The sequence below is a fragment of the Streptomyces djakartensis genome, assembly GCF_014651075.1.
Taxonomy (GTDB): Bacteria; Actinomycetota; Actinomycetes; order Streptomycetales; family Streptomycetaceae; genus Streptomyces; species Streptomyces djakartensis.
This window is the reverse complement of sequence record NZ_BMWE01000019.1, coordinates 42,138-65,831: the sequence shown is the minus strand read 5'-3', so window position 1 is coordinate 65,831 and position 23,694 is coordinate 42,138. Positions and strand designations below refer to the sequence as shown.

Annotated in this window: 16 protein-coding genes; 9 read left to right on the top strand and 7 right to left on the bottom strand. The window is 71.1% G+C overall.

The window, feature by feature from the left end; translation table 11 throughout:
• Window positions 1-24: 24 nt before the first annotated feature.
• The 4 genes from IE212_RS27455 to IE212_RS27440 all read left to right on the top strand — a co-directional run bounded on the left by IE212_RS27455 (window position 25) and on the right by IE212_RS27440 (window position 11,469).
• Window positions 25-7,401, top strand: a complete 7,377-nt coding sequence (locus tag IE212_RS27455; RefSeq protein WP_190200705.1) for a non-ribosomal peptide synthetase — start codon at window positions 25-27, stop codon at window positions 7,399-7,401.
• Window positions 7,402-7,561: 160 nt separating this feature from the next.
• Window positions 7,562-8,767 carry a glycoside hydrolase family 64 protein gene (locus tag IE212_RS27450; RefSeq protein ID WP_190200652.1) on the top strand — a complete coding sequence of 402 codons (1,206 nt, stop codon included), beginning with the start codon at window positions 7,562-7,564 and terminating at the stop codon, window positions 8,765-8,767.
• Between the two features lie 199 nt (window positions 8,768-8,966).
• Window positions 8,967-9,638 (top strand): hypothetical protein, encoded by a 672-nt coding sequence (locus IE212_RS27445; protein WP_190200651.1) that lies wholly within the window; start codon window positions 8,967-8,969, stop codon window positions 9,636-9,638.
• 310 nt (window positions 9,639-9,948) lie between these two features.
• Window positions 9,949-11,469, top strand: a complete 1,521-nt coding sequence (locus IE212_RS27440) for a glycoside hydrolase family 43 protein (protein WP_190200650.1) — start codon at window positions 9,949-9,951, stop codon at window positions 11,467-11,469.
• Between the two features lie 115 nt (window positions 11,470-11,584).
• On the opposite strand, the gene IE212_RS27435 is transcribed toward IE212_RS27440, so the two are convergent.
• The 3 genes from IE212_RS27435 to IE212_RS27425 form a co-directional block, all read right to left on the bottom strand.
• Window positions 11,585-12,310, bottom strand: coding sequence for an SDR family NAD(P)-dependent oxidoreductase (locus IE212_RS27435; RefSeq protein WP_190200649.1), 726 nt, complete (start codon window positions 12,308-12,310; stop codon window positions 11,585-11,587).
• A gap of 113 nt (window positions 12,311-12,423) precedes the next feature.
• Complete coding sequence (locus tag IE212_RS27430) at window positions 12,424-12,774, bottom strand: hypothetical protein (protein ID WP_190200648.1); 351 nt, start codon at window positions 12,772-12,774, stop codon at window positions 12,424-12,426.
• Window positions 12,775-12,877: 103 nt separating this feature from the next.
• Window positions 12,878-13,390 carry a DUF6174 domain-containing protein gene (locus IE212_RS27425; protein ID WP_229864613.1) on the bottom strand — a complete coding sequence of 171 codons (513 nt, stop codon included), beginning with the start codon at window positions 13,388-13,390 and terminating at the stop codon, window positions 12,878-12,880.
• A 162-nt stretch (window positions 13,391-13,552) separates the two neighbouring features.
• Between IE212_RS27425 and IE212_RS27420 the strand changes: the two genes are divergently transcribed.
• The 3 genes from IE212_RS27420 (at window position 13,553) to IE212_RS27410 (ending at window position 17,356) form a co-directional block, all read left to right on the top strand.
• Window positions 13,553-15,616 (top strand): discoidin domain-containing protein, encoded by a 2,064-nt coding sequence (locus IE212_RS27420; protein WP_190200647.1) that lies wholly within the window; start codon window positions 13,553-13,555, stop codon window positions 15,614-15,616.
• Between the two features lie 23 nt (window positions 15,617-15,639).
• Window positions 15,640-16,236, top strand: coding sequence for a TetR/AcrR family transcriptional regulator (locus tag IE212_RS27415; protein WP_190200646.1), 597 nt, complete (start codon window positions 15,640-15,642; stop codon window positions 16,234-16,236).
• A gap of 169 nt (window positions 16,237-16,405) precedes the next feature.
• Complete coding sequence (locus IE212_RS27410; protein WP_190200645.1) at window positions 16,406-17,356, top strand: serine hydrolase; 951 nt, start codon at window positions 16,406-16,408, stop codon at window positions 17,354-17,356.
• Between the two features lie 61 nt (window positions 17,357-17,417).
• Here the strand turns inward: IE212_RS27410 and IE212_RS27405 are convergent, their stop codons facing one another.
• Window positions 17,418-18,179 carry a ZIP family metal transporter gene (locus tag IE212_RS27405; RefSeq protein WP_190200644.1) on the bottom strand — a complete coding sequence of 254 codons (762 nt, stop codon included), beginning with the start codon at window positions 18,177-18,179 and terminating at the stop codon, window positions 17,418-17,420.
• A 250-nt stretch (window positions 18,180-18,429) separates the two neighbouring features.
• Here IE212_RS27405 and ppk2 point away from each other — a divergent pair, with 250 nt between their 5' ends.
• Window positions 18,430-19,389 carry a polyphosphate kinase 2 gene (gene ppk2, locus IE212_RS27400; protein WP_190200643.1) on the top strand — a complete coding sequence of 320 codons (960 nt, stop codon included), beginning with the start codon at window positions 18,430-18,432 and terminating at the stop codon, window positions 19,387-19,389.
• A 30-nt stretch (window positions 19,390-19,419) separates the two neighbouring features.
• Here the strand turns inward: ppk2 and IE212_RS27395 are convergent, their stop codons facing one another.
• Window positions 19,420-19,875 carry an ATP-binding protein gene (locus IE212_RS27395; RefSeq protein WP_190200642.1) on the bottom strand — a complete coding sequence of 152 codons (456 nt, stop codon included), beginning with the start codon at window positions 19,873-19,875 and terminating at the stop codon, window positions 19,420-19,422.
• 143 nt (window positions 19,876-20,018) lie between these two features.
• On the opposite strand from IE212_RS27395, the gene IE212_RS27390 reads away from it, so the two are divergent.
• A complete protein-coding gene (locus IE212_RS27390) occupies window positions 20,019-21,209 on the top strand; it encodes a PP2C family protein-serine/threonine phosphatase (protein WP_190200704.1) in 1,191 nt (396 codons plus the stop codon).
• A gap of 110 nt (window positions 21,210-21,319) precedes the next feature.
• Here IE212_RS27390 and IE212_RS27385 read toward each other — a convergent pair whose 3' ends face one another.
• Window positions 21,320-22,090, bottom strand: a complete 771-nt coding sequence (locus IE212_RS27385) for a restriction endonuclease (RefSeq protein WP_229864612.1) — start codon at window positions 22,088-22,090, stop codon at window positions 21,320-21,322.
• Window positions 22,091-22,218: 128 nt separating this feature from the next.
• On the bottom strand, window positions 22,219-23,631 hold the full coding sequence (locus IE212_RS27380) for an oxygenase MpaB family protein (protein ID WP_229864621.1): 1,413 nt from the start codon (window positions 23,629-23,631) through the stop codon (window positions 22,219-22,221).
• Window positions 23,632-23,694: the final 63 nt, after the last annotated feature.

Sequence of the window (23,694 nt, the reverse complement as noted above, 5' to 3'; positions counted from 1 at the left end):
GCACTGGACCAGGACCTGGCGGCGATGACCGAGCTGTCGCAGCGCATCGCCGAGCAGATGGGCGGGGCCGCCGCTCCGGCCCCGCCGCCGCGGGTCCACGGGCCCCGGGTGACGGTCGCGAGATCCTCCGGCATGGTGCGGGACGCCTCCCCGCGCTCCCAGCAGGAGCACCTGGACGACCTCGTCCGCCGGTACACCGCCAGGACGCCCACCTCCAAGCGGATCGCCCAGCGTTACCGCCGCGTCCTGGCCGACAGCCGTGCCGTCGTCGGCTTCCGCAGCGGCACCAAGGAGATGCTGTACCCGATCGCGGGCCGCCGCGCCGGCGGGGCACGTCTGGAGGACGTCGACGGCAACGAGTACGTCGACATCACCATGGGCTTCGGCGTTCTTCTCTTCGGCCACGAGCCGGACTTCGTCACGGAGGCCGTGCGTGAGCACCTGTCCCGCGGCATTCAGCTCGGTCCCCGCACCGTCGAGACCGGCGAGGCGGCGGAACTCCTCGCCGAACTCACCGGACTCGAACGGGTGGCCTTCGCCAACTCCGGTACGGAGGCCAACTCGGCGGCCATCCGCCTCGCCCGCGCCGCCACCGGCCGCGACAAGATCGTCACCTTCCTCGGCGCGTACCACGGCCACGCCGACAACGTCCTCGGCCGGGCCTCCGGCAGCGGCGCCGGCACCGCCACCGTGCCCGTCTCCCGGGGCATACCGCAGGCCGCCGTCTCCGATCTGCTGGTCCTCGACTACGGCAGCGACACCGCCTTGGAGACCATCGCCCGGCACGCCGACGACATCGCCGCGGTCGTCGTGGAGCCGGTGCAGAGCCGGCACCCCTCGCTCCAGCCGGCCGGGTTCGTCCGCCGACTGCGGGAGCTGACCCGCCGTCACGGCATCGTGCTGCTCTTCGACGAGATGCTGACCGGCTTCCGTCCGGCGCCGCGCGGCGCGCAGGAGCTGTACGGCGTCACCCCCGACCTCGCCACCTACGGCAAGCTGCTCGGCGGTGGCTTCCCCATCGGCGCGATCGCCGGCCGCGCCGACATCATGGACGGGGTCGACGGCGGATACTGGTCGTACGGAGACGACAGCTATCCGCCCGCCGACACCACCTTCTTCGGGGGCACGTACATCCAGCATCCGGTGTCGATGGTCGCCGCACGCGCCGTACTGACCCACCTCAGGGAACACAGCCCACGCCTCCAGGAGCGCCTCAACGCGCGCACCGCCGAACTGGCCGCCACGCTCAACGGCTTCTTCGAGGCCGAGGAGTACCCGCTGCGCATGACCCACTTCGGCTCGCAGTTCCGCTTCGAGCACCGCGCGGACATGGAGCTCCTCTACCACCACCTGATGCTGCGCGGCGTGCACGTCTGGGAGTGGCGCAACTTCTTCCTGTCCACCGCCCACGCGGACTCGGACATCGAGTTCATCGCCGACGCCGTACGGGACTCGCTGCGCGAGCTGCGGTCGGCGGGCTTCTTCCCGGGCACGCCACCGGTGGCCCCGAGGACAGCGCAACGAAGGCCGGTACCCACCGTGCCCGCGCCACCGCGGCCGACCCCGCCCGAGGCCACTACAGCGCCACCGGCACCGGCCCCGTCCACGCCTCCGCGACCGGCATCCACCGCCTCGGCCCCACCGCGCCCGCAGCCACCGGCCGCCACCCCCGTGGCCGCCATGGCCTGGAACGCCGCGGCCGCATCCGCCCCGCGCACGCACGCCGTGAAGGAAGTCACCCCGCGCACACCCGACTTCAGCGTCTACTTCTTCGGCGACTACCCACAGGACACCTCCGCCCCCCGCCAGGGCCAGTACGAACTCCTCATGGAGGTCGCCCGGTTCGCGGACCGGCACGACTTCCACGCGCTCTGGATGCCGGAGCGCCACTTCCACTCCTTCGGCGGCCTCTTCCCCAACCCGGCCGTGCTCGCGGCCGCGCTGTCCCGGGAGACCGAGCGCATCCGTCTCAACGCCGGCTCCGTCGTCCTGCCCCTCCACGACCCGATCCGGGTCGCCGAGGAGTGGTCGATGGTGGACAACCTCTCCGGCGGACGGGTCGGCATCGGCGTCGCCAGTGGCTGGAGCGCCAAGGACTTCGCCTTCTTCCCCGACCGCTTCGGCCGGCACAAGGAGCTGATGTACGAGCAGCTGCAGGAGGTACGAAGGTTCTGGCGCGGCGACGCCGTGCGCCGCACCACCGGTGACGGCGAGGCCGGCCTGCGGCTCTTCCCACGGCCCGTGCAGGACGCCCCGCCCCTGTACACCGCCGTGGTCGCCAACCCCGCCTCGTACGAACTGGCCGCCCGCCACGACCTGGGTGTCGTCACCAACCTGATGACCCAGACCGTCGAACAGCTCCAGGAGAACATCACCCGCTACCGGAGCACCCGGGCCCGCCACGGCCTGGACCCGGACACCGGCCGGGTGGCCGTCCTGCTCCACACCTACCTGGCCGCGGACCGCGACACCGCGCGCACGGAGGCGTACGAACCGCTGTCCCGCTACATGCGCGCGTCCCTGTCCCTGTTCAGCGGCGTCACCAACAGCCTGGGGCACAGCGTCGACCTGGCCGCGCTCAGCGAGGACGACCTGGAGACGGTGTTCCGCCGCGCCTACGGCCGCTACTGCGACCAGCGCGCCCTCATCGGCACGGCGGACAGCGTCCGCCCGGTGGTGGACGCGGTGACGGCGGCGGGAGCCGACGAGATCGTGGCGCTCGTCGACTTCGGGGTCGCGGCGCACGAACTGCGCGCCGGCCTTTCACACCTGGACGCCCTGCGCCGCCACTACCGGCATCCGTCCGCTGCCGGCGCGGCACCCGAGACGACGACGCCGGAGCGCCCACCGGCCGGCCCCGCACCCTCGGCCGCCGGACCCGCCCCCGCCGACGCCCCCTTGTCGCCGGGCCAGGAACGGATCTGGTTCCTGGAGCGACTGCTCCCGGGCCGTACCGCCTACAACGAGATCAAGGCGGTACGTCTCGACGGCCCCCTCGACGTGCCCGCGCTCCGGGTGGCGCTGCGCGGCCTCGTCGCCAGGCACGAGGGCCTGCGCACGGTCTTCCGGGAGCTGGGAGGCGAGCCCCGGCAGGTGGTGCGGGCCTCCGCCGAACCCGACTTCGAACTCGTGGACGCCACCGGCGACCCACGGACCGTTCTCCACGACGTCCTGTCGGCCGAGAGCGCACGCCGCTTCGACCTGGCGGACGGCCCGCTGTTCGTCACCCGGCTGGTCAGGCTCGCCGACGCGGAGCACGTCCTCGTCCTTTCCCTCCATCACATCGTCGTCGACGCGGCCTCCGCCACCGTCCTCGCCCGCGACCTGTCCGCCCTCTACCGGGCCGAACGCGAGGGCGGCACCCCCCGCCTCCCGGCCCTCACCTTCAGCTACGCCGACCACGCCCGCGAACAGGCGGCGTCCGCGAGCGGCGGCGGGACCGAGGAGGACCTGGCGTACTGGCGCCGCATCCTGGGCGGCGAGCTGCCCGTCCTGGCGCTGCCCACCGACCGGCCGCGCCCGTCGCGGATGACCTCCAACGGCCGTGCGGTCTTCCACACCCTGGACCCGGAACTCTCCAGCCGCTTACGCGAGTTGAGCAGGAACAGCCGCGGCACCCTGTTCATGACCCTGCTCGCCGGCTACGCGGCGACGCTGCACCGCGTCACCGGACAGACGGACATCGTCGTCGGCACCCCGATCTCGGACCGCCCCGAACGGGCCGAGCACCTGCTCGGTTTCTTCGTGAACACGCTCGCGCTGCGCCTCGACCTGTCCGGAGACCCCGCCTTCACCGCGCTGCTGGCCCGCGTGCGCGCGGTCGCCCTCGACGCGTACGACCACGCGCGGGTGCCCTTCGAGACGGTGGTCCGCGAGCTCGCCCCGGCCAGGGCGATCGACCGGACACCGGTGTTCCAGACCATGGCCGAGTTCCAGCGCGCCGAACCGTTCCGCTTCGACCTGCCCGGTATCGAGGCCACACCGCTGGACATCGGCCCCGACAAGTCCCTCATGGACCTCACCGTCTACTTCACCGACCAGCCGCACGGCATCCGCTGCCATCTGGAGTACAACACCGACCTGTTCGACCAGCACACCGTGGACCGGTTCTTCGTCACCTTCCGGGACCTGCTCACGGCAGCGGTCGACGCACCTGAGGCACCTCTGTCACAGCTCGCCCCCGCGGCCGCCGGCACGGCGGTCGCCGGGGACCCCGTACCGCGGTCCTGGCAGCACGGTCCGTCCCGCCCGCCCGAGGACACCACGGTTCACGCCCTCTTCGCCAGGCAGGCAGCCGCACAACCGAACAGCACGGCTGTGATCAGCGGCGACCACCGGCTGACCTACCGCGAACTGGACGACCGGGCAGAGCAGCTCGCCGCCGCCCTGCGGGAACAGCACACGGCGAGCGGCGACGAGGCGGTGGCGCTGTGGCTGCCGCGCTCAGCCGACCTCGTCGTCGCCATGCTCGCCGCGCTCAAGTCGGGCCGCCCCTATGTCCCGCTCGACCCCTGCCTCGGCCGGGCACGCGCCGAGCAGGTCATCACCGAGTGCGGGGCCCGGACGCTGGTGTCGACCCGTGAGGAGGCGGCCGCCCTGAGGCTGCCCGGGCAGGTGACCGTCGTACCGCCGGACGCCACCGCACCCCGCGGGCAGGTCCTCGCGCCCGCCACCGACGGCCGGTCCCCGTGCTGCGTCCTCTACACCTCGGGCAGCACCGGCACCCCCAAGGGGGTCGTCGTGGCGCACCGCGGCGTCGTCGACCTGTGCGCGTGGCAGCACCGGCGCTTCGGCTTCACCCGGGCCGACCGCAGCGCCGCCGTCTGCAGCCAGAGCTTCGACGCCTCGATCCTGGAGATCTGGCCGGCGCTGACCGCGGGGGCATCGGTCGCGATCGCCGACGAGGAACTGCGCAGGGACCCGCGGTCCCTGGCCCGCTGGTGCGCCGAGCAGGGCATCACCTTCTCCATCCTGCCGACCGCCCTCGGCGAACAGGTGCTCCGCCTGCCCCCGGCCGACCAGCCGCCCCTGCGTCACCTGCTGCTCGGCGGCGACGTGCTGCGCACCCGGCCGCGGCCCGAGGCACCGTACGAGACGGTGAACGTGTACGGGCCCACCGAGGTCACCGTCCTGTGCACCACGCACACCGTGTCCCCTCAAGGCGGGGATCCCACCCGCACGATCGCCATCGGCCGCCCGGTCGACAACGTGACGCTGAGCGTGCTGGACGCCTCCGGCAGCCCGGTACCCGCCGGCGCGGTGGGGGAGTTGTACGTCGGCGGCCCCGGCGTGGCCCTCGGATATCTGCACCGCCCGGACCTCACGGAAGGGCGCTTCCTGCCGGACCCGCACGGGGGCGAGGACGCCCGCCGGTACCGCACCGGCGACCTGGTCCGCTGGAACGACGACGGGGAACTGGAGTTCTGCGGCAGGGCCGACGACCAGGTGAAGATCCGTGGCTTCCGGGTCGAGCCGGAAGAGGTCGCCCGCCGGCTCAACGCCCTGGACGGGGTGAGCGAGGCGGCCGTCCTGGCCCGCCGCAACGACCGTTCAGAGGCGTACCTGGCGGCCTACGCCGTCCCCGCCGACCCGATCGGCGCGGCGGCCGACGACCGGCAGGCGTGGGCCGACCTCCTGGCGGAGGAACTGGCCTCCCGGTTGCCGGAGTACCTGGTACCGCGTGCCTGGCGGGTCCTGCCCGCCCTGCCCCGGACGGACAACGGCAAGCTGGACCGGTCCGCGCTGCCGGCGCCCGACCTCCTCACGACCGCCCCGCACCACAGGCCGGGCGCCCCCGGCGACCCTCAGCCGACGGCCGCTCACCGCACGGACCTCGAGCGGCGCGTGCGGAGACTGTGGGCGGCCGAGTTCGGCATCGACGCCGACGACATCGCGGACGACGCCTCGTTCTTCGACCTGGGCGGCCACTCGATCACCGCGATGCGACTGATCAACCAGGTGCGGGAGGAGTTCGGCACGGAGTACCCGATGCTGAGCTTCTACCAGGAGCCGACACCGAAGGCCATGACAGCCTGGCTGGCCACCAAAGGGGAGGAGACGGAGCCCGTCTCGGTTCCCGCTCCCGACGCCGCCCCCGGCACAGTGGAACGCCGGGCGCCGGCCACCGCCCAGCAGTCCCGCTTCGCTGCGGTCCACGCCGACCATCCCCTCCCACAGGTCTTCAACGTCGCTCTGCGGATCACCCTCTCCGGCCACCTGGACGTATCGGCCCTGCGCACCGCGCTGACTCGGCTGACCGACCGGCACGAGGGGCTGCGGACCCGGCTGGCCCGCAGCGGCGACGGCTGGGAACAGCAGGTACTGCGGCCCCGCCCGGTGGCGCTGCCGACCAAGGACCTCACCGCACGGCCCGCGCACGAGCGGCAGGCGGCCCTGGAGCGGGCCAGTACGGAGGCCGCCGAAACACCCATCGACCCCGCCGGCGGAACACCGATGGCCGTGCGCCTCCTGCGCACCGGGGAGAGCACCTGGGCTCTGCTCCTCGTCCTGCATCACTCCGCCTGTGACGGGTGGTCCGTCAGCCTGCTGCTGAAGGAGCTTGCGGCGCTCTACGGCTCCGCCGTGCGGGGCGGACCCGACACCCTGCCGCCCGTGCGGTGCCAGCCCGTCGAGTACGCCCGTTGGCAACGGGACCAGGCGGACCGGGCCGCCGAGGAAGGCAAGCTGCGGTTCTGGCTGCGCGCACTCGACGGCGTGCCGTTCACCGTCGACCTGCCCCTGGACCGTCCCCGGCCGGAGAAGCCGAGCGGCCGGGGCGGTGCCGTGACGTTCACCGTGCCGGCCGGCGTACGGGCCGCCGTGGAACGCCTGGCAAGGCAGCGGGGGACGACGCCGTTCGTGGTCACGGCGGCGGCCCTGGGCCGGATGCTGGCGCGGAAGTCCGGGCAGGCGGACGTGGTGTTCAACATCTCCTACGCCAATCGTGAGCGCCGTGCGTTCGAGTCGCTGCTGGCCTGCACGATCACCGGCTTCCCGCTGCCCGTGCGGGACGCGGCCACCGGTTCCTTCGCCACCCTGACGGACCGCGTCGCCCGGACGGCGGTGGAGTGCATGGACCGGGCCATGCCGGTACGCCTCATCGCCCCCGCGCTGCAGGAGCGCACGGGCGTCGACGTGCCGGACCGGCTGGACGTGGGCTTCGCGTACCAGAGCTCGCTGGAGGCCGAGGTGGAACTGGATGGGCTGACCACGGCCGTGGAGGACCTCGCCCCTGCCGCGTCCCGCACGGAACTGACCTTCGGACTCGTGCCGGCGGGGGACGCACTGCAGGGCTTCGTGGAGTACTCGGCCGACCTGTGGGACCGCGCCACGATCGAGGGCTGGACCCGCGACTACGTCGGCCTCCTGCTCGACGAGACCGAACGGGACCTTTGGAGCTGACCCTTCCACGACGCCGACAGGAGGTGCGCCGGCACCGGCGCACCTCCGCCCCCACTCAACCGACTGGCGCACAACTCATTGACAGGTCCGGACCAAAGCGCAACGCTTGAGAGCGCTCTCAGAACTCCCGGAGCGGCCCGTCGTCGAACGGAGGCAGAGCATGTTACGGAAACTCAGGCGCGGAACCACCACCATGAGCCTGGCCCTCGCCGCGGCCCTGACCGGCTCCCTGCTCGCGGCCGGAGCAAGCGCACCTGCCCACGCCGAGGTCCCGGCGACCGTCCCTCTGAAGATCACCAACAACTCGTCACGCGGCGAGCGTGTGTACCTCTACAACCTCGGCACGGAACTCTCGACCGGCCGCCAGGGCTGGGCCGACGCGGCAGGCGCCTTCCACCCCTGGCCGGCAGGCGGAAACCCGCCGACCCCCGCCCCCGACGCCTCGATTCCCGGCCCGGCGGCCGGACAGTCGGCAATCATCCGCATCCCGAAGTTCTCCGGCCGCGTCTACTTCTCCTACGGACAGAAACTGGTCTTCAGGCTCACCCCCACAGGCCTGGTCCAGCCCGCCGTGCAGAACCCGGCCGACCCCAACCGGAACATCCTGTTCAACTGGTCGGAGTACACACTCAACGACTCGGGCCTGTGGATCAACAGCACACAGGTCGACATGTTCTCCGCGCCGTACGCCGTCGGCGTGCAGCGGGCCGACGGCAGCACCACGAGCACCGGCCGGCTCAGGCCCGGGGGGTACAACGGCTTCTTCAGCGCCCTCAGGGGACAGCCCGGAGGCTGGGCCAACCTGATCCAGACCCGCCCCGACGGCACCGTGCTGCGCGCGCTGTCGCCGCTGTACGGACTGGAGACCGGAGCGCTGCCCGCCACCGTCATGGACGACTACATCGACCGCGTCTGGCGGAAGTACTCCACCTCCACCCTGACGGTCACGCCGTTCGCCGACCAGCCCGGCACCAGGTACTACGGCCGGGTCTCCGGCGACGTCATGCACTTCACCAACAGCTCCGGCGTCACCGTCACCAGCTTCGAGAAGCCGGACGCCTCCTCCGTCTTCGGCTGCCACAGGAAACTCGACGCACCGAACGACCTGGTGCGCGGCCCGATCTCACGCACCCTGTGCGCCGGCTTCAACCGCTCCACGCTCCTGGTCAACCCCAGTCAGCCGGACGCCGACGCCGGCTCCTTCTACAAGGACGGCGTCACCAACCGCTACGCCGGCCAGATCCACGCGAACATGGCCGACGGCAAGGCGTACGCATTCGCCTTTGACGACGTGGGCCACCACGAGTCACTCGTGCACGACGGCAGTCCGCGCCAGGCCTACCTCACCCTCGACCCCCTCGACTGACGGCAGGCGGCAAGTCGACGTCCTACACGTCATGTTGACGGCTCATCATTTCGGGTTATCAAGTACAACTTTGCCTTTCCTTGGTGTAGCTGGGCTGCGGTTTACGTGAGCCTCGTTGGCACCAGGCGGTGGTTGCAGGCCCTCCTGCAACAGGGGGCCTCGTCACCGACCCCCCACGCAATGGTGAGAGGCACCGACGATGACGATGAATCGCACGCTGCGGTACGGCGGCCGCACGCTGGCACTGACGGCGACAGCGCTCGGGGTGATCGCGGCGGGCGTACCCGCTTCGGCCGAGGAACAGCCCACCGCTGAGCAGATCATGGCCGACTGCGCTTCCGGGGAAGGCAAGTGCACCTTCAACTCCCCCAAGATCGGCGCGGCTTACCTCGGTGAGCCCCGTCAGGTCTCCGAGCTGCTGTTCAACTGCACCGATTCGCCCGCCGCCCAGTCCATGTCATGGGCCGACACCGTGGGCTCCTCCCACTCGGTGGGAGGCTCCGTCACCGTGGGCGGAGGCATCGAAGGCATCATCACGGCCAGCGTCACCGCGACCTACAACTACACCTGGCAGAGCTCCCACACGGAGACGAGTTCCTTCACCGTGAACGTGCGGCCGGGGGAGGTCGGCTGGATCTCCCGGGCCCAGGTGATGCAGCAGGTGTCCGGCACGTGGCAGACCCACTACGACGACCCGAAGTGGGGCCACTACTACTGGTTCGTCCCCGACGTGGTCACCGGCCCGGCCCCGAACGGCACGGACGGCAAGCACAGCGCGGTCGTGGTCAAGTCCCGCAAGATGACGCCCGCCGAGAAGAAGCTGTGCACCACCGGCTCCACTCAGGACAGGGTCTTCACCCGCGGCAGCTGACGACCGGGCAGGAGCCCGCCGGAGAACTTCGCCGGCGGGCTTCGCCGCCTCCTCGGTGGCGCAGGCACGGGCCGACCACGAGCAGGGGAGCCGTAGGTACGCCTACGGGGCCGCGGTCAGGCCGTCGTGCCGGTCACCGACGCTTCCCGACTCGTTTCCTCGTCATCACATGCACCTTCCATGGGGGGAACCCACGGAGAAACACTTTCGTTTGGCGGGGTGGCTGGCGTCGCCGGCCTCGCTGGTAACTGTCCGCTGGTCTTCCGCGAAGGTTTCTTCCGGAGTTTCGGTTCTTCCGCGAAAGGACTCGATGAGGGTGTCGAGCGTCTCCGAGCCGGGCACCACCTTCAGCAACCCCGTGATCCCCGGCTTCCATCCGGATCCGAGCATCTGCCGGGCGGGCGACGACTACTACCTCGCGTGCTCCAGCTTCGAGTACTTCCCCGGCGTGCCCCTCTTCCACAGCCGGGACCTGGTGCACTGGACCCAGATCGGCAATGCCCTGGACCGGCCGAGCCAACTGCGCCTGCCGCCCCGCTCGCCGTCCTCAGGGGGTGTCTACGCGCCGACGCTGCGCCACCACGACGGCCGGTTCTGGCTGATCGTCACAAACGTGAGCGGCGACGGGAACCTGCTGTTCACGGCCACGGATCCGGCGGGCCCCTGGTCCGACCCCGTCCGGCTGCCCGGCGTGCACGGCATCGACCCCGATCTCGCCTGGGACGACGACGGCACCTGCTGGTGCACCACGGCCGGAGTGGCGCAGATCCGCATCGACACCCGCACGGGGGAGACCCTCGGCGAGCGGCGGGGCATCTGGTCCGGCACCCCCGGCGCCAAGGCCCCCGAAGCCCCGCACCTCTACCACATCGGCGACCACTGGTACCTGCTCATCGCCGAGGGCGGCACCGAGCGGTGCCACGGCGTCTCGATCGCCCGCGGCAGCTCCCCGCAGGGCCCGTTCGAGCCCTGCCCGGCCAACCCCGTCCTGACGCACCGGGGCACCGACCATCCCATCCAGAACACCGGCCACGCCGACCTGGTGCAGGGTCCGGACGGCTCATGGTGGATGGTCCTGCTCGGGGTGCGGCCGCAGGGCGGCACGCCCGGATGGCACGTGCTGGGCCGCGAGACCTTTCTGGCCCCGGTGACCTGGTCCGACGGCTGGCCGGTCGTAGGGGAGCTCTCACCCGTGATGGCCGAACCGCCGTGGCCGCTTCAGCCGCCCGCCGCCTCCCCACTGGTTCGCGACGACTTCGATGCCGGGGAACTCGCCCCCCTCTGGATCTCGCTTCGCTCCCGTCCCGCGCAGGACTGCACCACGAAGGAACGGGCCGGCTGGCTCACCCTGCGCGCCCGGGGGCAGTCCCTCGACGAGCCCGACGTCACCTTCGTGGGCCGCCGCCAGCAGCATCTCTCCTGCCGTGCCCGGGTGCTGGCCGACCCTGCCGACGGCCGCGGCGGACTGGCCGTACGGCTTGACGAGCGGCACCACTACGAGATCGAGGCGACGCCGGGCGAGGTGCGGGTACATGTCCGGGTGGGACCCCTGCGCTCCCTGGTGACGTCCCGTCCGGCGACCGGCGGACCGGTCGTGCTCAGGATCGAGGCAAGCGCCTCCCGGGAAGTCACCGACGCGCGCCAGGGACCGGACACCGTCTCCCTCGGCGTGGAGGACGCGGAGGGCACGTACACCGAACTCGCCGCACTCGACGGCCGTTACCTGTCCACCGAGGTCGCCGGCGGCTTCACCGGCCGCGTCATCGGCATGTACGCCGCCGCGGGGACCGTCCACTTCGACTGGTTCGACTACGAGCCGCTCGACGACTGAGGGGCGTGATGACGCCGTTCCCGGCGCGGCGGGGGAGCCGGCAGGCAGGACGGCCTCCAGGGCGGGGCCGGACGGCTGAGCCGCGCCTTTCGCCGTCGGCCGACACCGGGACGAGTCAGAGCGCGGTGCCCGTTTCCTCTGCCAACGTCTCGACCAGGCGATCCTGGAACGCCTCGTCGTGGACCGCGCCGTGCGGCTCCTGCCGGCGGCCGTGATACCAGTACCCGCCGGTGGTGAGGGCCTCGGGCTCGTCGCTCGTCGCGAGCCACTCCTGCGTGCGGTGGCCGAGCTCGAGGTCGTCCGGTGCGCTCGGCCCGCCCATCTTCGTCGGCACCCAACCGGGATCCACGGCGTTGCTCAGCACTCCGGGGCGCAGACGGGCCACGGCGGCCGCGAGGGTCGTGACGAAGAGCTTGCTGTCGGAGTACGAGCCCGCGCTGTCGCCCCGCCAGTCGACGCCTTCCAGTGCGGGGCGCCCGCTGAAGTGAGAGCCGCTGCTCAGGTACACCAGCCGGCGCGGCCCACGGAGCAGGGCAGTCAGCAGGTACGGGGCGATGATGTTGACCGGCATGACCGCCCGGCCGCTCCACACGCCCGCGTTGTGGATGACCGCGTCGAGCGGCCCGCCCTCGTTCAGCTCGTCGGCCATGCGGCGTACCGCGTCCCGGTCGGTGAAGTCGCCGGTCACGAGGCGTGCCCCGCGGCCGACCAGCACGTCGAGGACGGCGGCCCGCTCCCGGTCGCGGGCGTGTACCACCACCTCGTGTCCCGAGGACAGCAGAGCATCCGCCGCATGCCGTCCGAGGCCGTCCGCGGAACCGGTCACCAGGATCCGACTCAAGATCGCTCCACTCCTTGGACGCTCTGCCTTCGCACTGAGCTCCGGCCGGGATTCGATGGACCTCCACTGTGCACGACCGCCCCGGGTCCTGCCGGACAGCGGTGAGCCGCTGCTCAGGCCGCAGCGGCGAACGCGGCGGCGACGGCGGTGTCGGTACGGGCGTGGACGACCAGCCGGGTACCGGCGGTGTCGGCGTTCTCCTCCAGCGCCCGGCGGGTGGGCGCGCTGCTCGAGGCCACCGACATCAGAACGCCCAGGTGGCTGCAGAGCCGGTGGGCGCGGAGAACCACGCTGACCACCGCACCCGCCGGGGCCGGGCAGTCGAGGACGACGACCACGGGCGCCGGCCGGAAGGCGTGCACCAGGTCGCTGATGCTCGTGAGCAGCGTGGCTCGCCCGCCGATGCCGGGATCGCGGTGGACCGTGATGACGAGAACTCCGTGATCGAGAGAATGGGAAAGCAACACGGCCTCCGTGCCTCCGTTTCCACCTTCGGCGGGTCGTTCCACCTGGAAGTACCCGGAGGTGCCCCTCCGAAGCGTCGCTCGGCATTGAGGGATGAGACCGTCACGGCCACAGGTGCCTCTCCCGCTCCCGCTGATCGCCCTCGGGGTGCGCACCGCCCCGGGCGCTTCCCGCACCGTGGTGGCCCCTACCCTGATCGCCGGCCGGCTGGTAGCCGCTGATGTCGTAGCGGACCTCGTCGTCGACCGCGTTCTCCTCCCGGTCCAGCGAGATCCGCACCGGATGCCCGTCCTTGGCGTACTGCGCCTCGGCCGTCTCCGCGTCGTCCCGGCGTGCCTGTTCCAGCTCCCCGAGGAGTTGCCCGATGCTCGGCACCGCGTCGGCGGACCCTTCGACCGAACGCCGGCCGGTGTCGTCGAGACCCACCGCCTTCACCACGGCGCCGTCGCGCACCGAAATCCGGAGGGTGCCCAGCAGGGCTCGCTCTCCCCCGCTCGACCGGAGTGTGTAGGCGTAGGAGGCGGGCTCCTGCCAGGGTGTCCGGTGCTGAACGAGGCCGCACCGTACGCGGGAAGACCGAACGTCCGCCCGTGGTGTGCGCTGATCGTCCGTCACCAGGTCATCTGTCCCGGACTCTTGACTCGTGATGCGGAACTGGCCATCCTCGTCCCACCATGGACGGGGTCATGACAATCGGGTGTCGCCCCGAGACGGCCGTCGGGCCCAGAGGGGCCCGCGACGTCGACCGTGCCATCCCGCCGACCGAGGACGTGGGCCGTGACCAGTGCCGAACGCCCGTACCGCAGACGCAGGAACGTCACCGCTGTGTCGCTCCTTCTGCTCGTGCTCGCCGTCGTGCTCGGCCCGTCACCCAGTTCGGCGGCCGGCACCGACTGGTGGGAACCGGCCGCGCGGCCCGCGCCGGACTCCCGGGTCGACGTCACGGGCGAGCCCTTCACCGGCACCGATGCCAGGGGCGAGGTACGCGGCTTCGTCGACGCGCACGACCACATCTTCGCCAACGAGGCCTTCGGCGGTCGTCTGATCTGCGGGAAGCCGTTCTCCGACAAGGGCGTCGCCGACGCGCTCAGGGACTGCCCCGAGCACTACCCGGACGGTTCCCTCGCGGTCTTCGACTTCATCACCAAAGGCGGCGACGGCAAGCACGACCCCGTCGGCTGGCCCACCTTCAAGGACTGGCCGGCCCACGACTCGATGACCCACCAGCAGAACTACTACGCATGGGTGGAGCGGGCCTGGCGTGGCGGCCAGCGCGTGCTGGTCAACGACCTCGTCACCAACGGCGTCATCTGCTCGGTGTACTTCTTCAAGGACCGCGGCTGCGACGAGATGACGTCCATCCGGCTCCAGGCCAAGCTGTCCTACGACATGCAGGCGTACATCGACAAGATCTACGGGGGGCCCGGCAAGGGATTCTTCCGCATCGTCACCGACAGCGCGCAGGCCCGTGCGGTCATCGAACAGGGCAAGCTGGCCGTCGTCCTGGGCGTCGAGACCTCCGAGCCCTTCGGCTGCAAGCAGGTCCTCGACATCGCCCAGTGCAGCAAGGCGGACATCGACAAGGGCCTGGACGAGCTGCACGCGCTGGGCGTGCGCAGCATGTTCCTCTGCCACAAGTTCGACAACGCGCTGTGCGGGGTCCGCTTCGACTCGGGCACGCTCGGAACGGCCATCAACGTCGGCCAGTTCCTGTCGACCGGCACCTTCTGGAAGACGGAGAAGTGCACCGGCCCGCAAGCCGACAACCCCATCGGCGACGCCTCCGCGGCCGAGGCGGAGAAGAAGCTCCCGGCGGGCCAGGAGGTCCCCTCGTACAGCGCGGACGCCCAGTGCAACGTCCGAGGCCTCACCGGACTCGGTGAGTACGCGGTCCGGGGCATGATGCGACGCGGGATGATGCTGGAGATCGACCACATGAGCGTCAAGGCCACGGCCCGGGTGCTCGACATCTTCGAGGCCGAGTCCTACCCCGGCGTCCTCTCCTCGCACAGCTGGATGGACATGGACTGGACGGAGCGGGTCTACGGCCTTGGCGGTTTCATCGCCCAGTACATGCATGGCTCCGAGGGCTTCGTCTCGGAGGCGAAACGCACCGAGGCCCTGCGCGACAAGTTCGGCGTGGGTTACGGCTACGGCACCGACATGAACGGCGTCGGCGGCTGGCCGGCCCCGCGCGGAGCGGACGCGCCCAACAAGGTCACCTACCCCTTCAAGAGCGTCGACGGCGGCTCCGTCATCGACCGTCAGACCACCGGCGAACGCACCTGGGACCTGAACACCGACGGAGCAGCCCACTACGGCCTCGTCCCGGACTGGATCGAGGACATCCGCCGGGTCGGCGGCCAGGACGTGGTGGACGACCTCTTCCGCGGCGCCGAGTCCTACCTCGACACCTGGAAGGCCTCCGAGAACCACGAGGCAGGAGTCAATCTCGCGACCGGCTCCACCGCGTCGGCCAGTTCCTCGGAGTGGAGCCTGTTCACGAGCTACGGACCGGACCGGGCCGTCGACGGCGACAGCGGCACCCGCTGGGCGAGCGACTGGAGCGACGACCAGTGGTACCAGGTCGACCTCGGGTCCACCCGGCTCGTCAAGCGGGTCACCCTCGACTGGGAACGCGCCTACGGCAAGGCGTACCGCATCGACCTCTCCACCGACGGAGTGAACTGGCGCACCGTCTGGTCCACGACGGCCGGCGACGGGGGCCTGGACACGGCCGGCTTCACCGCCACCCCGGCCAGATACGTCCGCGTCCAGGGGCTGGCACGCGGCACCGAATGGGGCTACTCCCTCCAAGAGGTCGGCGTCCACAGCACCTGACACCCACGCAAGAAGAGGGCACCATGGCACGGTTGCCGTCCGCCGAGCGGCGGCGACAGCTCACCGAAGCGGCGATCAGAGCGATGGCCCGGGACGGCGTCCCCAGGACGACGACCCGGTCCATCGCCGCCGAAGCCGGCGTCTCGCTGAGCGTCTTCCACTACTGCTTCGACTCCAAGCAGGAGCTGATCGAGTCCGTCATCACGACCATCACCGGGCACTACGTGACAGTGGTCAAGCAGGCCCTACGGCCCAGGGCCACCCTCGAGGAGACCGTCCGGGCCGGCTTCCAGGCCTACTGGGACCACGTCCGCGCCCACCCCGACGAGCACATGCTCACCTACGAGCTCACGCAGTACGCCCTGCGCCAGCCGGGCTTCCACCATCTGGCAAGACGCCAGTACGAGTTGTACGCCGAGACGTACAACGAGCTCATCGACCGACTGCGGGAGACGATGGGATTGCGTCTGCGGGTACCCGCCCCGGTCCTGGCGCGCTATCTGGCCGCGATGACCGACGGCCTGACCCTCAACTACCTCGTGCTCGGCGACGACGCCGCCTGGGAGGGCATCCTCGACACGGTCACCGCGCACGTCGCCGGCCTGGTGCGCGAACTCTGAAGCAGCCCCGTGCGGCGGCCGCGCCGCCCGCCTGCGCACCCGTCCGCTGACGCGGTGCACCGCATCGACACGCCATGGCCTCGTGTCATCCCCACCCTGGCGTCCGATTTGTCGTATTTTCCGATCGTACGACGTCTCTCTTGACACGAATACAGAGGCCTGCACCGCCATGCCCGACGGACGGAACCGGACGCACACCCTGAGGATCTGCGCCGCCTGCGCCGCCACCGCGATCGTGGCGTCGCTCGCCGCCTGTTCCGCGGCCGACACGTCCTACGAGGCGCCCTCGCCCCTGACGCGCGCGGGGGCGCCGGCCCCCGGAGCGGCGGTACCGCCACGCGAGAACCGCGGCGCGACTCTCGCGAGGGCGCTCAGGCCCATCCTGCCGGGAGGTGACGCGCGCCTGGCGGTGGCGGTGCTCGACCTGGACAGCCCCGGCCAGGAGATCGTGTCCTACGGGCGTGACGCGGTGTTCGACACCGCCAGCATCATCAAGGTGGGCATCCTCGCGGCGCTGCTGCTTCAGGCACAGGACGAGGGCCGCGAACTGACGGCGACGGAGCGCCGGAATGCCGAGGCGATGATCCGGGCGAGCGACAACGAGGCCACGAACGTGCTGTGGCAGGTCATCGGCGAGGCGGAAGGGCTCGACGCGGCGAACGAACGGCTGGGGCTCACCTCGACCCGGGGCGGCCCGGGCATCAGATGGGGCCTCACCCAGACGACAGCGACCGACCAGGTCAAGCTGTTGCGCGCGGTCTTCGGCCGAGGGCCGGCAGTCTCCGCCCGCTCGTCCGAAGGGCTGAGCCGGACCTCACGCGCGTACATCCGGGGTTTGATGAGCCAGATCGAGGAAGACCAGGACTGGGGAATCTCCGCGGCCGGCTCCCGAGGCAGCCGATGGGCCCTCAAGAACGGCTGGCTGCAGCGGAGCACGACCGGCCGGTGGGTCATCAACAGCATCGGTCAGGTCACGGTGCACGGGCGTCGGTACCTGGTCTCGGTCCTCAGTAACGGCAACACCTCGATGGAGAGCGGGGTGGCGCTCGTCGAACGGGCGGCGAAAGCGGCGATCGGCGCGGCAGGCGCACGCGTCCGCCCGTGGCCCTGGCCACAGTGAACGGCCCGGAGCGACACCGGGGCGGACCACGCGGCACGAGACCCGCATGCACCGGTCGTGCTCATACATGGGACAGGGCGAACGAGACCAGAAAGCCGCTCACGGTGACGAGCCCGATCGCCAGATGCGCTTCCCGGAACGCCTCCGGGATCATCGTATCGGCGATCATGGCCAGGATCGCGCCCGCCGCAACGGCAGTCACCGCGGCCACCACAGCCGTGGAGAAGCCCCCCACCACCGTGTAGCCGAGCACCGCCGACACGGTGCTCGCTGCGGCGATGGCCCCCCACACGTTGAAGACGTAGCCCTTGCCGCGTCCGGCCTTCTTCATACCGGCCGAGCTGGACAAGCCCTCGGGAACGTTGCTGATGAACACCGCCGCCACGGTGACCGCGCTGACGGCACCGCCGTCGAGCAGGCTCACACCGATCACCGCCGACTCGGGCACACCGTCCAGCAGCGCCCCCAGCGCCAGGGCCAGCCCCGAGCCGCCCTGGTCCTCCTCGGAAGGCTGAGCCTGACCGGCGTGATGGCCCGAACGTTTGCGGTGACGGGCACCGCGGCGGGCCAGCCACAGGTTTCCGGCCGTGTAGGCCCCCGCTCCGGCCAGCGTCCCGACGGCGGCCGGGCCCAGTCCCCCCTCCTCGTAGGCTTCGCCGACCAACTCGAAGGAGACGGCCGAGAGCAGCACTCCGGCACCGAAGGCCATCACCAGCGCGATGACCTTCTCCGGCACGCGCAGCCTGTAGCCGAACACCGCTCCCAACAGCAGGGCGGAGCCGGCCAGCATTCCCCAGCCGCCTGCTTGGATCACCTCGGACATGCGGCCCGTCTACCCGCATCGAGCGGTATTCATCGCTCACGACTGCTGGTCCCGGCCCGGGCATCACCCGGTCCCTCACATGTACCGGACGAGGCGGGGCATCTGTGTAGCCGCCCACCAGCGAACACCAGCGAAGGGAACAGATCGTGGCAGTCGCCGCCGTCATCGCCGTGTGCGCGGTCCCGGCCGTACCGGCCTTGGGCCGCACGTCCTTCCGACCGGTGGTAAGGAACGAGCGGGGAGGCTGGTCATGAACGCCGAAGACGCGGACCGGTTGCTGGACGGGCTGACCGTGGACACCAGCCGCCGCGAGCGGCCGATCGTGCTGGACGCGGACGGACGTCCCATCCAGACCTGGCGGGAGAACCACCCCTACGACCGGAAGGTGGGCCGCAAGGAGTACGAGCGGACCAAACGCATCCTGCAGATCGAGCTGCTCAAGCTCCAACGGTGGGTCAAGGACAGCGGCGCGCGTGTGGTCGTCGTCTGCGAAGGGCGTGACGCGGCGGGCAAGGGCGGGACGATCCAGCGGCTCACCGAGCGGCTCAACCCGCGCGGCGCACGCGTTGTCGCCCTGGACAAGCCCACCGATCGCGAGGCGGGCCAGTGGTACTTCCAGCGGTACGTCGCGCACCTGCCGACAGCCGGGGAGATCGTCTTCTTCGACCGCTCCTGGTACAACCGGGCCGGTGTGGAGCGAGTCATGGGGTACTGCTCCAAGGACGAGTACGAGCTGTTCCTCGACCAGTGCCCGGCCTTCGAGCGGATGCTGGTCGACGACGGGATCCTGCTGGTGAAGTTCTGGTTCTCGGTGTCCCGCTCCGAGCAGCGCACGCGCTTCGCGATCCGGCAGGTCGACCCGGTGCGCCAGTGGAAGCTCTCGCCCACCGACCTGGCCTCGCTCGACCTCTGGGACGCCTACACCGAGGCGAAGGTCGACATGTTCCGTGCCACGGACACCGCTCACGCCCCCTGGACCGTCGTCAAGAGCAACGACAAGCGGCGCGCCCGGCTGGAGACCATGCGCAGTCTGCTGTCGCGCATCGACTACGCCAGCAAGGACGACGATGCCGTCGGTACCCCCGACCCTCTCATCGTCGGCGCCGCCGACACCCTTCTGGAGCCGGGCGAGGAGGACACCAAGCTGTCCCCCACTCCGCTGTCTCCCGGCGCCCACGGGCCGGGCAACCACCCCGGGACAACCGACTGACACGCACGAGCCCCCCGGCCCGTCCGCTACTCAACTGCCGCCATCGGGCCGGTCGGAACTCACATCGGAGCTCACATCGGCGTCGGCATCGGCGTCGGCGGGACGGAAGCACGCCGTCACTGTCTTGCCGTGCCGCTGGCACTTCATCCCCCACTCATCGGCGAGCTCCCGCACGATCGCCACACCGCGGCCCGACACCTCCTCCGGCTCGGGTTCGCGCTGTCGCGGCAGTGCCGGGTCCTCGTCGTGGACGCTCACATGCAGACAGTCGCCGTCCCAGGTGAGGACCAGGTGGGCGTCGCTGTGCGCGTGGATGTGCGCATTGGTGATCAGCTCGGACACAGCCAGCACGACGGAATCCACTGTGTCCGGCTCGGCGGCGGCCCAGGGCAGGGACTTCAGGCGCTCACGCGTCCACTCCCGCCCGGCGCGCGCACCCTCGGACATGGGGAACGAGTGTGCCCACCCCATCGCCTTCACTGCCACTGCCCGGCCCCTTCTCCTCAGCCCACACAAAACTCGCGTGGGAACCGATTACCCGGCGCCCGCTGCGACAGACATCAGCGCATCGCTGCGTCCCGGGCCGGATCCCCGGGTATCCGGGATGGATCGACTGGGAGGTGCCGTTGCTGATCGGTGAGGGCTTGGGCCTGGATGACGTGCTGCGGGCGGCGGAGGACGCCGCCCCGGTGGAGTCGGTGGACGTGGTGGCCCGGAACCTGGAGAAGCGGGTCTCGGCGAGCGAGGTGTCGTTCTGGTTCGTCGACATGCTCGGACGGGAAGCCGTCCGGCTGCCCAGAGCCGGCACGGCCGCGCAGGCGGGAGGCCGGGTGGCGAAAACCGGGCTTGCGGGCAGCGTCTACGACCGGGTGCTGCGTTCCCAGCGCCTGCATCAGGAGCCGGACGAGGAGGGCGGCAGCCGGTTGGTGGCCCCGGTGACGAACCGCGGCGACTGCATCGGCGTCCTGGACCTGGTCGTGCCCTACGCGGACGACGGCGTGCGTGACGCGGTGGCGGAGGCGGCGCACGCACTCGCGTACATCGTGGTCACCGACCGACGTTTCACCGACGTCTATCACTGGGGCCGGCGCACCACCACGGTGAGCCTGGCAGCGGAGATCCAGCACCAGCTGCTGCCCTCGGCGCCCTGCTGCGAGGCAGCCCAGTTCACCCTGGCCTGCGGCCTGGTCCCGGCCGACGACATCGGCGGCGACACCTACGACTACGCCCTGGACCAGGACACCCTGCACCTGTCCATCACCGACGCGATGGGGCACGACACTGCGTCCGCCCTGCTGGCCACGCTGGCCGTCAACGCCCTGCGCGGAGCCCGCCGGGCGGGACGCGGCATCCTCGACCAGGCGTACACCGCCCACCGCGCGATCATCAGCCACGGCCGCGGCATCACCACCGGCCAGCTTCTGCGCATCGAGCTGGAAACCGGCGCCTGTGAGCTGGTCAACGCCGGCCACCCCTGGCCGCTGCGGCTGCGCGGCAGCCGGGTGGAGGAACTGACCGTCAAGGTCAACATGCCGTTCGGCGTGCCCGCCCCGGTCACCTACGAGGTGCAGCGGCTGCACCTGGAGCCCGGCGACCGCCTGGTACTGATCACCGACGGCATGCATGAACGCGCCGCAGCCGCCGTCGACCTGCCCGCCCTCCTTCACGCCACCCGCGACGAACATCCCCGTGAAGTGGTCCGGACCCTGACCTCAGCAGTCCACGACGCCTGTGGGGGATCGCTGCCCGACGATGCCACCACCCTGGTGCTGGACTGGCGGGGCAGCCGTTCAGGCCGGCGTTGGCGGCGACGGCTCTGACACCGGCCCCTGTCTCACCTGAGCCCTTCATCCGGGCGCCGCGGCATCTCGCGGGCGGTCCGGAGCAGGCCGCAGCGCCCCTGCGGCAGGGGCCGCCTGCCCCGCACGGCTCACGATCCGGCACCTGCCTTCCCCCGCCCCGCTGCCCAGCCTCCCGCCGGGGCGGCCTCCCAGGGCCGGGGACCGGTGCCGTCCGTCCACGCCTGCAGGCATTCCCGGTCCACGCACACGATGCCGCAACTCTCGGCGTACTCCGCCGCCGGCGCGGTGAAGTCGCTGGTCGTGACCAGCACGGCGACATCGGCCTCGTGGACGGTGAAACACGTACCGCCGAAACGCTGCAGATCCTGGGAGCCGACCCGGTGGGAACCGCCGTAATGCTTGCACTGGATGACGATCCGGCGCCCGTCGGGGGTCAGGGCCACGACGTCGGCGCCCAGGTCCCCGGCCCCTCCCACGACGTCGACGGCGGAACAGCCGTCGCGTTCACACAGAGCGCCGATCGCCTCCTCGAACTCCTCGGGCGTCAGGTCGTCGTAACGGACGCCGGCTTCGGCGCCCGCGCGCTGAGGCGGAATCGTGAGAGCCTCCAACTCGTCGGCCGCCTCCCTCGCAGCCGCGTCGAGCGCTGCCGCGGCCCGGCGGGCCGCCCTCGCCACATGCCACCGGCGCCGCAGGCCGACGAGACTCGCGACCCCCACGACGACCAGGACGGCCACCCAGGCGGGACGTCGCTCGACAGTGCCCGCCACCATGCGCGCCGCGAACCCCAGGACGCTCACCACCACAGCGAGGAAGACGAAGAACAGGGTGGTCGAGCGAAGATCGAATCCCCCGCGGCGCCGGTTCACAGCCGATTTGCCAAACGCACGTGCGGTCACGACATGCCCCTCCTCATGGGACCGATGAAAGATCACTTCCACCGTCTTCCCAAGATCAGCACCTTCATCGTCCCGCCGCCGCTCTCCTGGACGCACGCGGTCGGACAGCGTGAGGCGCGACCGGGGCGCTATGCCTGTGCGAGCAGCGGGTCGAAGGGGGTGGAACGCCGGCGGCCGGACATGAAGGACAGGAAGTCCCTGACGAACGCGCTGCGCGTGTACGCCGCCTCGGCGCCCGCTGTGTCGCGGTGGAAGGCAGTTCGGAACAGGGCGCGGTGTTCGTCGGCGTCGATGGTCTGGTTGCCGTCCTTGTCGGTGGCGTCGAAGAGGACTTCGGCGACTTTGATCAGTGCGGGCCCCGCCAGGGAGGGGACGGCCGCCGCGTACTCGCGGGCGCTGATGCGGCCGTCGCCGTCGGCGTCGAGGGCGGCCTGCAGTTCCCGCCACCAGTCGGCGAAGGCGTCGTAGAGCCTGGTCTCCTCGGGTTCGTCCAGGTCGAGGCGGCCGGCGAGCTCGCGGGCCATGGCGGCGAGGTCGGGCCAGTCCAGGTAGCCGTTGCCGGACTGGTCCAGCACCTGCGCGAAGAACTCTTCCGCGCTGCGCTGCAGCCCGCCGTCCGCGGTGCCGGGCACCGGCTCCGGGGGAAGAGGGGTGATGAGCCGGATGAGGGCTCCTGCCCGGTTCATCCTGTCGCGCAGGGCGCTGATCGTGCGCGCTCGTGGGTCGTCGCTGTCGGGGGAGAGGGCGAGCAGATCGATGACGCTGTCCGCTTTGATCCAGCCGCCGGGGAGGAAACGGGCCAGGCCGGCAGCGAGGTAGGCGCCCTGCATCGCTGTCTGTGCGCCGGGCAGTTCGGGCAGCCCGGCCCGTCGGCGGAATGGTTCGGGCAGGGACGCCACGGTGATCGCCCCGAGGACGGGACCGGCCACGGTGCGGCCTGCCGCCCACAGAGTGGGCAGCCCGTTCAGCAGCGGCGGCGCCGGCAGGTGGTCGAAGAGCTTGTAGAGGATGATGCGCATCGCCTCCGTGTTCTCCAGTTCCTCCTCGACCACCTGGTCGTAGTAGCTCCAGAACTCCTGCAAGGAAGGCGGCAGGTGACCGGCTTCGTCCCCCAAGGCCGCGAGGAACGCCTGGAACTCCGCGTACAGCCGCTCCATGGCCCTCTGTTCCAGGGGCTGTCCGCTCAGCCGGCACATCGTGACGGCACTCTCGAAGAGCGTCGCCACCACCCAGGCCCGCACGTCCGGGTCCATCGCGTCGTAGGGACGGTTGCGCGCGTCCGTGCCGCCCAGCCGCGCGTGCAGGCGGTTGAGCCGCGCCGCCTCCCGCTGCCGGACGTGATCGTCGGCGCCGAACATGCGCTGCAGGCTCACGAGGGTGTTGCGCAGCCGCCGCCAGGGATGGGCGACGAAAGTGGAGTTGTCGATCAGGGCCGCGCCGATCTGCGGGTGGGCCGCCTCCAGGACGGTCGCCCTGACCATCGCCATGGCCCAGCGGGGGTCGTTGAAGAACTCGTGGAACTGCGAGCCGGGCCCGAACACGGGCGGTGTACGGTCGTCTGTTCCGGACCACGATGACCTGCCGTGGGGAGACGCAGCGCCGGC

Coding starts and splice junctions, on each gene's coding strand:
- IE212_RS27440 (WP_190200650.1), top strand. CDS start 9,949: ATGAGGGTGTCGAGCGTCTCCGAGCCGGGCACCACCTTCAGCAACCCC.
- IE212_RS27445 (WP_190200651.1), top strand. CDS start 8,967: ATGACGATGAATCGCACGCTGCGGTACGGCGGCCGCACGCTGGCACTG.
- IE212_RS27450 (WP_190200652.1), top strand. CDS start 7,562: ATGTTACGGAAACTCAGGCGCGGAACCACCACCATGAGCCTGGCCCTC.
- ppk2 (WP_190200643.1), top strand. CDS start 18,430: ATGAACGCCGAAGACGCGGACCGGTTGCTGGACGGGCTGACCGTGGAC.
- IE212_RS27405 (WP_190200644.1), bottom strand. CDS start 18,179: ATGTCCGAGGTGATCCAAGCAGGCGGCTGGGGAATGCTGGCCGGCTCC.
- IE212_RS27415 (WP_190200646.1), top strand. CDS start 15,640: ATGGCACGGTTGCCGTCCGCCGAGCGGCGGCGACAGCTCACCGAAGCG.
- IE212_RS27455 (WP_190200705.1), top strand. CDS start 25: ATGACCGAGCTGTCGCAGCGCATCGCCGAGCAGATGGGCGGGGCCGCC.
- IE212_RS27410 (WP_190200645.1), top strand. CDS start 16,406: ATGCCCGACGGACGGAACCGGACGCACACCCTGAGGATCTGCGCCGCC.